The sequence below is a fragment of the Embleya sp. L77 genome (assembly GCF_055557415.1).
This window is the reverse complement of sequence record NZ_CM145709.1, coordinates 5,112,174-5,124,244: the sequence shown is the minus strand read 5'-3', so window position 1 is coordinate 5,124,244 and position 12,071 is coordinate 5,112,174. Positions and strand designations below refer to the sequence as shown.

Genomic DNA, 12,071 nt, shown 5'->3' with positions numbered 1-12,071 from the left:
CTCAGAACCCTTTCGGACGCTGTGCGCGACGGGCCCAGGCTCGACCCAAGCCGCCGGCGGCGAGACCCATGGTCGCGCCGGCGGCCACGTCGGACGGATAGTGGACGCCCACGACGAGCCGCGAGAAACACGTCGCAGCGGCGGCCGTACCCGTGACCGCGGTGGGCAACAGGCCATGGAACGCCACGGCGGCGGCGGCGGAGGACACCGAGTGCGAGGACGGGAAGCTGTGTCGGCCCGCGGTGCGCACCGTCGGCTCCAGGCCCGGTATGGCAGGCCGCGGACGGCGCACGACGCGCTTGACCACCATGCTGGCCGCGTGCGCGCCGGCGACCGTGGCGGTGGCACGCAGCCACTCGTGCCGACGATCGCGGTCCACGGCCGCGCCGACCAGGCCGGCCGCGAGCCACACACCCGCGTGCTCGCCGGCGAACGACAGCGCCTTGCTCGTGCGCTGGACGACCGGATGACCGGTGCGTCCGCGTACTCCGCGGTACAGGGCGACGTCGGACGCGCCGACCGTCTTGACTACCTGCCCGGTGGCGAACGCCCCACCAAAGGCCATCGATACCCTCATTCCTGCTGCACGTCGAATGGGCGCCCTGCCCCGAAGTCCGGGGGCCTGCGTGCTTCGGCGGTCGTCCCGACCGCCACACGGGCCACTTCCATACGAGCCCGGCGCATGGCACCAATGAGTCAGGGTACGCGAACCGAGCATGGGCCCTTCGCCGAGCCGGCCCGGCGACCACCGCCCCCGACGCGCGGTGACCGCGCTCGCGCGATACCTCTTCGTTCCTGGTCAGACGTTGTCAAACGGGTGGCAGCGCCCGTGCGCCGGGCGGCCTTTCGTGACGGAACTGTGGCAGACCCGCAGCCTGCGCGATGCCGGGCCGATGCACAAGCGCGTCCTGGGAGCGGACTCGGCACCCACGCGGGGGCGGTCAGCGCAGCGGCGCCGGGGAGAACCCGCCCGCCACGATGCGCGCCGGCGCGCCGCTCCCGTCGGCCGGAACCGACCACACGTCGGTGGCCGCGCCCGCCCCGGTCGCCAGCGCGTAGCCGACCGTGCGCTCGTCCAGCCAGACCGCCTGGTCGTCCACGCTGCGGGTCTCCGCGAGCGGGGTCTCGCGCATCGTCGCCAGGTCGAGCACGTGCAGGCGCCACGGGTTGCGGGTGCTCTGCGAGACCTTCTTCTTGAACACCAGGCGGGTGCCGTCCGGGGACAACGAGGGGCACTCGACGTTCTCCCGCAGCACCGTCATGGTGCGGGAGCGCAGGTCGCCGCGGACCAGGTAGGTGCGGCCGGAGGTGTTGGTGGACAGCGTGGCGTAGAACGTGTTGTCGTCGGCGGTGAAGGTGACGCCCCAGAAGTTGCGATCGGGCGACTTGAGTTCCTTGCCGTCCCGGGTGGTGGTGAAGTCCTCCAGGTTCGCCGCCATGACACCGGTGTGCGTGTCCAGGATCGAGGTCCGGGTGGAGAACGTCATCGACGCGTACGAGTCGCCGTAGACGAACACCGTCCACGAGGCCATCCGCCCCGAGGCCGACACGCGCGCCCGGTTGGGCGTGCCCGCCAATTCGACCCGGCGCACCTGGCGCAGGTTCGCGTCCAGGACCAGCGCCACGTTGGTCCGGGTGATCCCGCCCTCGGTGGCCAGGCACACCGCGGTGCCGCCGGCCGCGTGGACCCGATCACAGGAGCGCTCGCCCACCGTGCGCGGCCCACCGGGATCGTCGGCCGCGACGGTGGCCAGCCGGCCGTACCCCGAGCCCGACTCGGTGCTGCGGAACAGCAGTCGCGGCGCCCCGACCAGGGTCAGCGGCGGCCCGCCCGGCGCGGTGCCCGAGCCGCCGTGCAGCCGGTCGTCCTCGCGCTTGACCGCGTAGACCGTGTATGCGATCGCGATCCCCGCGAGCAGGATCACAACCAGCCCGAAGATCAGGATCCGCGCCCTGGTCAGGGCCGGTTTCACCGGTGCGTCAACGGACATCGGGCACCTCCTCGACCCGGCGTGCCGCGCGCATCCGGCCGCCCGCGAGGGCGAGCGCGGAGCCGAGCAGGGCCACCGCGAGTGCGATGGCCAGGATCCGGATCGCGCCGGCCGGACCCCACCCGGTCCACAGCGCGCCGAAGATCATCGAGGAGGCGAACCGACCCGCGGCCTGCCCGGTCTGCACGACCGCCAGCCCGCCCGCCCGGCCCGACGCCGGTACCCGCGCACCGACCGCCGCCGAGAGCACGCCGTCGGTGGCCGCGTAGAACACCCCGTGCAGCGCGAGCACCGAGATCAGCAATCCGACCCCGCCGAGCGGACCGCCCAGCAGCAGGTACGCCGCGAGCAGCACGCCGTGCCCGGCCAGGAACACCCGCCGCCGGCCCACCCGGTCGGCGAGCCTGCCCAGCGGCAGCGCGAGCACCAGGTAGACCCCGGCGGTGCCCAGCGGGAGCAGCGGGAACCAGTGCGGCTCGATCTCCAGTCGGTGCTGGAGCAGCAGGTAGACGAAGGCGTCGCTGACCGTGACCAGACCGAGCACGGCCGCGACCGCGCACAACCGGCGATAGGGCCGATCCCGCAGCAGCCGCAGCCCGTCCCGCCATCCGGGCCGCTGCTCGATCGGATCGCGGTGGTCGCGTACGAACAGCACCAGCATCGCGACACCGACCAGGCCGACGCAGAAGCTCACCACGAACACCGCGTCGTAGGCGGTGCCCACCGCGGCCAGGATGGCGAACGCCACGAGCGGCCCGGTGAACGCGCCGACGGTGTCCAGCGCACGGTGCACGCCGAAGGCACGCCCCTGCGCCTGCGGGCTGCCGGAGAGCGAGATGAGCGCGTCCCGGGGTGCGGTGCGCAGCCCCTTGCCCGCCCGGTCGGCCGCCAGCACCGCGCCGATGCCCGGCACCGAGGCACCGACGAGCGGCAGTCCGAGCTTGGCGACCGCGGACATCCCGTAGCCGGCCACGGCAACCTGCTTGCGCGCGGCGAACCGGTCGGCGAGGTGCCCGCCGACCAGCCGCAGGAAGACCGTGACGCCGGAGTACAGGCCGTCCAGGAAGCCGAATTGCAGCATGGTCAGGCCGAGTCCGGTGACCAGGTAGACCGGCATCACGGCGGTGACCATCTCCGAGGAGACGTCGGTGACCAGGCTGACCATGCCGAGCGCGATCACGTTGCCGGTGACCACCGCGCCGGCTCCCGACGCGGGCCGCTCGCAAGCCGCCTCGCTCGTCGCTTCCGGACGACCCGACGAGAGGTACACCCCCGCACCCTCCCCCGGCTGCCGTGTAACCGCCCCCCGACCCCGGGGCCCGTCTTCGATCCCCGCCGAGTACCACGACGCGGGATCGAGAACAGACCCTAGTCCCGTTCGCGCGCTCGCACCGGGAAAGCCGAAAGGCCCCACCTCCCCGAAGGGAAGTGGGGCCTTTCCATCCGCCGGTATCGCTACCGGCGGATCACATCGAGCACTGCTTCGGCGGGGCCGACCGAGGTCAGCTCTGGCCGCCGGCCAGCTTCTCGCGGAGCGCGGCGAGCGCCTCGTCGGAAGCCAGGGCGCCACCGGTGGTGTCGGCCTCGACCTCGTCGTCACCGCCCGAGGAGTACGCGCCCGCGGCTTCGCCGGCCACGGCCTCCGCCTCGGCCTCGCGAGCCTTGACGACCTGCTGCTGGTGCGACTCGAAGCGCGCCTGGGCGTCGGCGTACTGCTTCTCCCACTCCTCGCGCTGCTTGTCGAAGCCCTCGAGCCAGTCGTTGGTCTCCGGGTCGAAGCCCTCGGGGTAGATGTAGTTGCCCGAGTCGTCGTACGTCGCGGCCATGCCGTAGAGGGTCGGGTCGAACTCGGCCGTGGCCGGGTCCGCGCCGAACGCCTCGTTGGCCTGCTTCAGCGAGAGGCTGATGCGGCGACGCTCGAGGTCGATGTCGATGACCTTGACGAAGATCTCGTCGCCGACCTGGACGACCTGCTCCGGGATCTCCACGTGGCGCTCGGCCAGCTCGGAGATGTGCACCAGACCCTCGATGCCCTCGTCCACGCGGACGAACGCACCGAACGGAACGAGCTTGGTGACCTTGCCGGGAACGACCTGACCGATCTGGTGCGTCCGGGCGAACTGCTGCCACGGGTCTTCCTGGGTCGCCTTCAGCGACAGGGAGACGCGCTCGCGGTCCATGTCCACGTCGAGGACCTCGACGGTGACTTCCTGGCCGACCTCGACAACCTCGGACGGGTGGTCGATGTGCTTCCAGGACAGCTCGGAGACGTGCACGAGACCGTCGACGCCGCCGAGGTCCACGAACGCACCGAAGTTGACGATCGAGGACACGACGCCCGTGCGGACCTGACCCTTCTGCAGGGTCGTGAGGAAGGTCTGACGCACCTCGGACTGGGTCTGCTCGAGCCAGGCACGGCGGGACAGGACCACGTTGTTGCGGTTCTTGTCCAGCTCGATGATCTTGGCTTCGAGCTCCTTGCCCACGTACGGCTGGAGGTCACGCACACGACGCATCTCGACCAGCGAGGCCGGGAGGAAGCCGCGGAGGCCGATGTCCAGGATGAGACCACCCTTGACGACCTCGATGACGGTACCGGTGACGATGCCGTCTTCTTCCTTGATCTTCTCGATGGTGCCCCAAGCGCGCTCGTACTGAGCCCGCTTCTTCGAGAGGATCAGGCGGCCTTCCTTGTCCTCCTTCTGGAGAACCAAGGCCTCGATGTGGTCACCGACAGTGACAACCTCGTGGGGGTCCACGTCGTGCTTGATGGAAAGCTCGCGGGACGGGATGACGCCTTCGGTCTTGTAACCGATGTCGAGCAGGACCTCGTCCCGGTCGACCTTGACGATCACGCCATCCACGATGTCGCCGTCGTTGAAGTACTTGATCGTCTCATCGATCGCTGCGAGGAAGTCTTCCTCGGAGCCGATGTCGTTGACCGCCACCTGCGGGGTGGTGCTGGGCGTGGCCTCGGTGCTGCTCGTCATGTGGGTAAGGGCTCCGGGTACGGACAGAAGTCGTTTTCAAACACGCTTGTGGACCCGGTTTCGCCCCCGACGCCCGCGACCATGCAAGAGGATGGCGTGGGATCGACAAAGGTGAGCGCGACCTGCTCCGTCTGAGTTCACGCAGGCCCGCGGCGCAACTTGCAGCATACGGGGCCGACCGGGTGCGGTCAACGCGCACGGGATGCATGGGGTCAACCGGGACGTCCCGAAGGGAGTACCCTACGCGCGTCCGTGCCCGCCCGCAGTGTCTGGAGCCCTGTGAACCGCCCCACTTCCCACGACCCGCATGCGTCCCTCGCGGCGCGGTACGTCGACCCGGACGAACCCGACGACGGCGACGACGCGGTGCGGCGCAAGGTAAGCCTGGTGGAGAGCGTGCGGGCGGGCCGGCAGTGGTGGGACGCGAACGCCGACGAGTACCAGGTCGAGCACGGCGACTTCCTCGGCGACGCGCGCTTCACGTGGTGTCCCGAGGGGCTGGACGAGGACCGCGCCCAGCTGCTGGGCCCGGTCGAGGGGCGCACCGTCCTGGAGGTCGGCGCGGGTGCGGCGCAGTGTTCGCGCCGGCTGCTCGCGCGCGGCGCCTTCCCGATCGCGCTGGACCTGTCCCTGCGTCAGCTCCAGCACTCGCGGCGGCTGGACGCCGAGCACGGCACCCGGGTGCCGGTGGTGCAGGCCGACGCGGCGCGACTGCCGTTCGCCGACGCGAGCTTCGACCTGGCGTTCTCCGCGTACGGGGCGCTGCCGTTCAGCCCGGACGGCGCGGGCATCATGCGCGAGGTGTTCCGGGTGTTGCGGCCGGGCGGGCGCTGGGTCTTCTCGATCACCCACCCCGTGCGCTGGGCCTTCCCCGACGAGCCGGGGCCCGAGGGGCTGACCGCGGTGACCTCGTACTTCGACACGACGCCGTACGTGGAGCAGGACCACACCGGACGGGCGACCTACGTCGAGCAGCACCGCACGCTGGGCGACCGGGTACGCGAGGTGGTCGGCGCGGGCTTTCGCCTCACCGACCTCGTGGAACCGGAATGGCCGCAGGACCTGGACTCGATCTGGGGCGGCTGGAGCCCGCTGCGCGGCCGGCTGTTGCCGGGCACGGCGATCTTCGTGTGCGACAAGGGCTGATCGCTAACGGGTGCCCTCGCCGGCCACCGGCGTGGCCGCGGCCGCTTCGGTCTCGGTGGTGTCCTCGGTCGGCCTGGCGGGGGACGGCTTCGGGCGGGATTTGTGGTCGGCGATGAATTGCAGGGCCACGGCGAGCAGGAAGAGGACGACGCCGAGCACCAGCAGCGCCAGGGGGATGGTGTCGTGGATGGCGCGGAGCTTTTCGCTGTGGCTCTTGGCGTCGGCGATCAGTTTCTCGGACCATGCCGGGCGGGGGACGAAGGTGCCCTCGAAGACCTTGGTGACCACCGGCTCGGCGTTCGGGTCGTCGGCGGGCGGGGAGGTGCGCAGTTCCTCCTTGCGGGTCTCCTCCAGGTACACCGGGATGCCGGTGACCGGCTCGACCCACATCTTGCGGGTCGCGGTGTACCAGAGCTGCATGCCCTCCTTCTCGATCGCGACCGGGTCCAGGCCGCCCGGGAGCTGCTTGGGCATCGGGATCTTCATCCACGGCACCTGCTGCTCGAAGCGGTAGGTCTGCAGCCCGCCGCGCTTCTCGGTGCCCTTGTACGAGATCACGTTCGCGCTGTGCGCCTGTGAGTCGTAGTAGTTGTAGTCGCGCTTGCCGGTGAAGAACGGCCACTTGTAGGCGAGCCCGGTGTGCGCGGCGGGGGCGCCGTCGACCGATTCGCCGCAGCAGTTCCGGGGAATCTGGCCGGCCGCCTGGAACGCGTAGCGCTCGGGGAGTTGGGCGACCACCTTGCCGGTGCTGTCCAGGACGGCCAGGTTCAGGTCCCACACCACCGTGCCGTCCTCGGCCGCCTTCGCGTCCGGTCGGATCGTCTGGATCGCGGTGACCTTGGCCTTGCCCGGGCCCTCGGGCGCGCCCAGGAGGGTGGCGTTGTTCGCGTCCAGCACCAGGACCCGGTAGGCGTCCTCGCCGGCCAGTGCCTTGGCGACCAGTTTCGGGAAGACGAACTCGCGCAGCAGCGGCGCCATGGCCACGCAGAACACCGCCGCGACCAGCAGGATCAAACCGGACTTACGACGCATCGAGGTGGACCCCTTGACGATGGAACCGGGTACGGATTCGCGCCGCCGCTCGGGAACGCCGCATCCGGGTCAGGGGTGCGCGGGCGGGCTGGTGACCTGGAGCGGCTTGTGCACCGGGGCGGGATCACCCACGGCGCACGCGTTCAGCGCGAACGCGGCTCCCACCGCCAGGAGCGCCCCGACCACGACCGCTGCGAAGGAACGCATGTGGCGGTCCCACCTTCCTGCTGCTGCCTCGGCCGTCGCACCGGACGGTCGACGATGGGGCACGGTAGCAAATAACGAGAACAGGTTCCCGTTTCCTGCCCGGTGGATTCCGACCACCGGGTATGGCTACCGCGCGGGAGCGGTTTGCGACGTCGTGGCCGACGCGTTCGCCGAATCCCCCGGGTCGGGTGTCCCGGCCGACGTCGAGGGCGCCACCGAACCGGACGCGCTCACCGACCGGCTCGTCGCCGGGCTGCTCGCCGGCTTGTTCGGCGTCGGCTTGGTGGTGGTCTGCTTCGGCGTCGGGGTCTGCTTCGCCGTGGGCTGCCGCGCGTCCGGGACGGACCGCGCGCCGGTCGCGTAGTACGTCATCCAGGACATCACGTTGCGCACGTATTCGGTCGAATGGTTGTACGAGAGGATCGCCGCGTTCAGTCCCGCGCCGGTGGACAGGTCCCGGTTGCCCGCGCACAGGTAGCGGCCCGCGGTCAAGGTCGCGTCGAAGACGTTCTGCGGGTTGATCCGGCCGTCCCGGTTGCCGTCCATGCCCCAGCTCTTCCACGTGGACGGGATGAACTGCATCGGGCCCACCGCGCGGTCGAACTCGGTGTCGAAGTCGTAGCGACCGCCGTCGGTGTCGGTGATCCGCGCCCACGGGCCGCCGTCCAGCCGCGGCCCCAGGATCGGGGTGACCGCCGTGCCGTCCACGGTCACGTTGCCGCCGTACGCGTGCTCCGACTCGACCCGGCCGATGCCCGCGAGCAGCGTCCACGGCAGCTTGCAGCCCGGGTCCATCCGGGCCAGGTTGGAGGCGGCCTGCTGATAGGCCAGCAGCACCGTCTGCGGGATGCCGCCGGTGCCGGTCGCGGTGGTGCCCCGGGTGCCCGCCGACGCGGTCGGCGTCCCGGAAGCGGGAGCGGTGGCCGGCGCGGACGTGGTCGGCGCCCCCGGCAACGCGGCCGGCACGACCGGCGGCGGCAGTTCGAAGTGGCTCGGCCCGCCGCCGTTCGCCGACGTGCCGTCGGCCGGCGCCGGATCGGACAACCGCGGCAGGTCCGACGTGGGCACCCGGTGCGCGGTGACCATGGTGAACGGGGACTGCACCGCCGCACCGCAGGCCAGCACCACCAGGATCGCCGCCGCACTGCCCAGCCACGGATTCAGGATCCGTCTGCGCCGCTCCGGCGCCTGTGCCGCGCCTGCCGTCGCCTCGGGCCCGGGCTTCGGCACGGGAGCGGCGGCGGATATCGACTCCGCCGCCGACTCGACCGCGACCTCGTCCGGCGTGCCCGGCTTCTGCGGATCGGGCCCCGACTCGGCCTCTTCCACGAAGCTCCCCCCTCTGTGCGCAAGTTCGACTCTGCCGGCCGGCGTCGTACACCGGTGACCCGTGCGAACCTATGCCGGCTTCGGCCGGCTCTCCACCCCCACGGCGCACCGGTTCACGATCAGTGACCCGCGTCCTCCCAGTTCGGCCCGAAACCGACCGAGACGTCCAGCGGAGTGCGCAGCGGATACGCGCCGGCCATCTCCCGACGCACCAGCGCCTCCAACCGCTCCCGCTCGCCCGGCGCCACCTCCAGGACCAGTTCGTCGTGGACCTGGAGCAGTATCCGCGAGGCCAGCTTCTCCTCCCGCATGGCCCGATCCACCTTGAGCATCGCGACCTTGACGATGTCCGCCGCCGAACCCTGGATCGGCGCGTTCAGCGCCATCCGCTCGGCCATCTCGCGGCGCTGCCGGTTGTCGCTGGTCAGATCCGGCAGGTAGCGCCGGCGGCCGAACACGGTCTCGGTGTAGCCGGTCTGCCGGGCCTCCTCGACCACCTTGTGCAGGTAGTCCCGCACCCCGCCGAAACGCTCGAAGTAGGTCTCCATCAGGCCGCGCGCCTCGGCCGGTTCGATGTCCAACTGCTGGGACAGGCCGAACGCGGAGAGCCCGTACGCCAATCCGTACGACATCGCCTTGATCTTGCTGCGCAGCGCGTGGTCCACCGCCTCCGGGGCCACCGAGAACACCTGCGCGGCCATCGTCGAGTGCAGGTCCTCGCCCGAGGTGAACGCCTCGATCAGCGCCGCGTCCTGGGACAGGTGGGCCATGATCCGCAGCTCGATCTGGCTGTAGTCCGCGGTCAACAGCCCCTCGAAGCCCGCCCCGACCACGAATGAGCGCCGGATCAGCCGCCCCTCCTCGGTCCGGATCGGAATGTTCTGCAGGTTCGGGTCCTGCGAGGACAACCGGCCCGTGGCCGCCACCGTCTGGTTGAACGTGGTGTGGATGCGCGCGTCGTCCGCGACCGTCTTGATCAGACCCTCGACCGTGGTGCGCAGCCGGGTCTGATCGCGGTGCCGCAGCAGGATCACCGGGAGTTCGTTGTCGGTCTGGGCGGCCAGCCAGGTCAACGCGTCCGCGTCGGTGGTGAAGCCGGTCTTGATCTTCTTCGTCTTGGGCAGGCCCAGCTCGTTGAACAGGATCTCCTGCAACTGCTTGGGCGAACCCAGGTTGAACTCGTGGCCCACCGCCGCATGCGCCTCTTCGGTCGCCTGCTTCACCGCCGCCGCGAACTGCTCCTGGAGCGACTCCAGGTAGGGCAGATCGGCCGCGATGCCGAACTGCTCCATCTGCGCGAGCACCGGCAGCAGCGGCAACTCCATGTCCTGGAGCAGTTCCAGGCCACCCTTGGCGGCCAGTTCGACGTCCAACGCCGCGGCCAGGTCCACCACGGCCCGCGCGGCCAGCATCAGCGCCGCACCCGGCTCCGCGTCCTCCTGATCCGACATGTCCAGCGCGAGCTGCCCATCCCCCGAGCCGCTCTGATCCAGCTTCAACTCACGGCCCAGGAACCGCTCGACCAGCGTCTCCAGGGCGAACGAGCGCTGACCGGGCAACACCAGATACGCGCCCAGCGCGGTGTCGCTGGTCACCCCCCACAGCGCCCAGCCGTGCGCGGCCAACGCCAGGATCGGACCCTTCGCGTCGTGCACCGCCTTGGTCCGCTGCGGATCCGCCAACCAGGCCGCCAACGCCGCGTCGTCGTTCTCGTCCATGCCCAGCGGGTCCATGAACGCCGCCGCGCCGTCCGCCGCGGCGAACGCCAGGCCCTTGACCTCGCCGGTCCCGCGCCCCCACGAACCCTCCACCGCGAGCCCGGTCCGCCCCGCACCCGCCGCGTGCTCCTCCAGCCACGCGGTCAGCCCGCCCGGCTCGACCACCGTGGTGTCCAGCTCGAAACCCGGCTCCGCCTCGATCACCTCGGGCACCAGACCCGGATCCACCGCCCACAGCCGATCGCGGAAGTTGGTGTTGCGGAACTCCAGCGTGTCCAGCACCACCTCGATCGCCGCCCGGTCGAACGGCTTGCGCTCCAGATCGGCGGGCGTCACCTCCAGCTCCACCTCGCGCACCAGCTCGGTCAGCCGCCGGTTCAGCTTGACGTTGTCCAGGTGGTCGCGCAGGTTCTGCCCGGCCTTGCCCTTGACCTCGTCCGCACGCTCCATCAGATCGGCGAACGAACCGAACTCGCGAATCCACTTCGCGGCCGTCTTCTCGCCCACCCCCGGGATACCCGGCAGGTTGTCGCTCGGGTCGCCGCGCAGCGCCGCGAAGTCGGGATACTGCGCCGGGGTCAACCCGTACTTCTCCTCGACCGCCTCCGGGGTGAACCGGTGCAGCTTGCTCACACCCATCATCGGATACAGCACCGTGACGTCCGGCGTGACCAACTGCAACGCGTCCCGGTCACCGGTGAGGATCAACACCTCGAAGCCCTCGGCCGCGGCCCGGGTCGCCAGCGTGGCGATCACGTCGTCCGCCTCGAAGCCCGCCACCCGCAAGGTGGGCACGCCCATCGCGTGCAGCTCCTCGACGATCAGCTCGACCTGGCCCTTGAACTCCTCCGGAGTCTCCGACCGGTTCGCCTTGTAGTCCGGGAACTCCTCGGTGCGAAACGACTGCCGGGACACGTCGAACGCCACGCCCAGATGGGTCGGCGCCTCGTCGCGCAGCACGTTCACCAGCATCGACGTGAACCCGTAGACCGCCTGGGTCGGCTGGCCCGTCGCGGTACTCATCGACGCTTCCTTGAGCGCATAGAACGCCCGGTATGCCAACGAATGCCCGTCGAGGAGCAGAAGTCGCGGCCGGGAACCGGCGGGAACGGAGGTCTGGGGGGTCTGAGTCGCTGCCACGACCGCGATCCTAGGCTGTCAGGCCGACACAACCATGTACCCGGAGGAGCACCCCATGCCCGACCAGACCCCGCAGCCCAACCTCGACGAGGTCCTGGCGTTCATGAACATCGGCACCCGGGAAACCCTCTCCGACCGCATGGGCATCGAATTCGTCGAAGCCTCCGCCCAGCGGCTGGTCGCCACCATGCCGGTCAAGGGCAACACCCAGCCCTACGGCCTGCTGCACGGCGGCGCGTCCTGCGTCCTGGCCGAGACCCTCGGCTCGGTGGGCTCCGCGCTGCACGCCGGCAAGGACGCGATCACCCTGGGCATCGAGATCAACGCCACCCACCACCGCTCGGCCAAGTCCGGCCTGGTCACCGGCGTGGCAACCCCCGTGCACCTGGGCCGGTCGCTGGCCACCTACGAGATCGTGATCACCGACGAGGACGACAAGCGGGTCTGCACCGCACGACTGAGCTGCATGATCAAGCGCGCCTGACCCCGCACGCGACACCGCGCGGCGAAGGGGCCGA

10 protein-coding genes are annotated in these 12,071 nt (G+C 70.6%); 2 read left to right on the top strand and 8 right to left on the bottom strand.

What is annotated here, in order from left to right; all coding sequences use genetic code 11:
• Position 1: 1 nt before the first annotated feature.
• From ACZOOI_RS21995 to rpsA, 4 genes are all read right to left on the bottom strand, one after another.
• Complete coding sequence (locus tag ACZOOI_RS21995) at positions 2 to 565, bottom strand: phosphatase PAP2 family protein (RefSeq protein WP_391582570.1); 564 nt, start codon at positions 563 to 565, stop codon at positions 2 to 4.
• A gap of 376 nt (positions 566 to 941) precedes the next feature.
• Positions 942 to 1,991, bottom strand: coding sequence for a TolB-like translocation protein (locus ACZOOI_RS21990; RefSeq protein WP_465277431.1), 1,050 nt, complete (start codon positions 1,989 to 1,991; stop codon positions 942 to 944).
• The gene (locus ACZOOI_RS21985; RefSeq protein ID WP_465277430.1) at positions 1,981 to 3,261 is read right to left on the bottom strand and encodes an MFS transporter; all 1,281 of its coding nucleotides are present in this window, start codon (positions 3,259 to 3,261) and stop codon (positions 1,981 to 1,983) included. The genes ACZOOI_RS21990 and ACZOOI_RS21985 overlap by 11 nt, the downstream gene beginning before the upstream one ends.
• Positions 3,262 to 3,493: 232 nt before the next feature.
• Complete coding sequence (gene rpsA, locus ACZOOI_RS21980) at positions 3,494 to 4,981, bottom strand: 30S ribosomal protein S1 (RefSeq protein WP_391582573.1); 1,488 nt, start codon at positions 4,979 to 4,981, stop codon at positions 3,494 to 3,496.
• A gap of 279 nt (positions 4,982 to 5,260) precedes the next feature.
• On the opposite strand from rpsA, the gene ACZOOI_RS21975 reads away from it, so the two are divergent.
• Positions 5,261 to 6,127, top strand: coding sequence for a class I SAM-dependent methyltransferase (locus ACZOOI_RS21975; protein WP_465277429.1), 867 nt, complete (start codon positions 5,261 to 5,263; stop codon positions 6,125 to 6,127).
• A gap of 3 nt (positions 6,128 to 6,130) precedes the next feature.
• On the opposite strand, the gene pgfA is transcribed toward ACZOOI_RS21975, so the two are convergent.
• From pgfA to polA, 4 genes are all read right to left on the bottom strand, one after another.
• On the bottom strand, positions 6,131 to 7,159 hold the full coding sequence (gene pgfA, locus ACZOOI_RS21970) for a cell envelope lipid trafficking protein PgfA (protein WP_465277428.1): 1,029 nt from the start codon (positions 7,157 to 7,159) through the stop codon (positions 6,131 to 6,133).
• Positions 7,160 to 7,228: 69 nt separating this feature from the next.
• Complete coding sequence (locus tag ACZOOI_RS21965) at positions 7,229 to 7,366, bottom strand: hypothetical protein (protein ID WP_465277427.1); 138 nt, start codon at positions 7,364 to 7,366, stop codon at positions 7,229 to 7,231.
• A gap of 126 nt (positions 7,367 to 7,492) precedes the next feature.
• The gene (locus ACZOOI_RS21960) at positions 7,493 to 8,695 is read right to left on the bottom strand and encodes a lytic transglycosylase domain-containing protein (RefSeq protein ID WP_465277426.1); all 1,203 of its coding nucleotides are present in this window, start codon (positions 8,693 to 8,695) and stop codon (positions 7,493 to 7,495) included.
• Between the two features lie 119 nt (positions 8,696 to 8,814).
• Positions 8,815 to 11,553: a DNA polymerase I gene (gene polA, locus ACZOOI_RS21955; RefSeq protein ID WP_465277425.1), complete on the bottom strand. Its 2,739-nt coding sequence runs from the start codon at positions 11,551 to 11,553 to the stop codon at positions 8,815 to 8,817.
• 55 nt (positions 11,554 to 11,608) lie between these two features.
• On the opposite strand from polA, the gene ACZOOI_RS21950 reads away from it, so the two are divergent.
• Entirely contained in the window at positions 11,609 to 12,037 is a 429-nt protein-coding gene (locus ACZOOI_RS21950; RefSeq protein WP_391582579.1) for a hotdog fold thioesterase, read from the top strand.
• Positions 12,038 to 12,071: the final 34 nt, after the last annotated feature.

Bases quoted from the DNA above. Each gene is read 5' to 3' on its own strand.
- ACZOOI_RS21995 (WP_391582570.1), bottom strand. From the start codon at position 565: ATGGCCTTTGGTGGGGCGTTCGCCACCGGGCAGGTAGTCAAGACGGTC.
- rpsA (WP_391582573.1), bottom strand. From the start codon at position 4,981: ATGACGAGCAGCACCGAGGCCACGCCCAGCACCACCCCGCAGGTGGCG.
- ACZOOI_RS21990 (WP_465277431.1), bottom strand. From the start codon at position 1,991: ATGTCCGTTGACGCACCGGTGAAACCGGCCCTGACCAGGGCGCGGATC.
- ACZOOI_RS21950 (WP_391582579.1), top strand. From the start codon at position 11,609: ATGCCCGACCAGACCCCGCAGCCCAACCTCGACGAGGTCCTGGCGTTC.
- ACZOOI_RS21965 (WP_465277427.1), bottom strand. From the start codon at position 7,366: ATGCGTTCCTTCGCAGCGGTCGTGGTCGGGGCGCTCCTGGCGGTGGGA.
- pgfA (WP_465277428.1), bottom strand. From the start codon at position 7,159: ATGCGTCGTAAGTCCGGTTTGATCCTGCTGGTCGCGGCGGTGTTCTGC.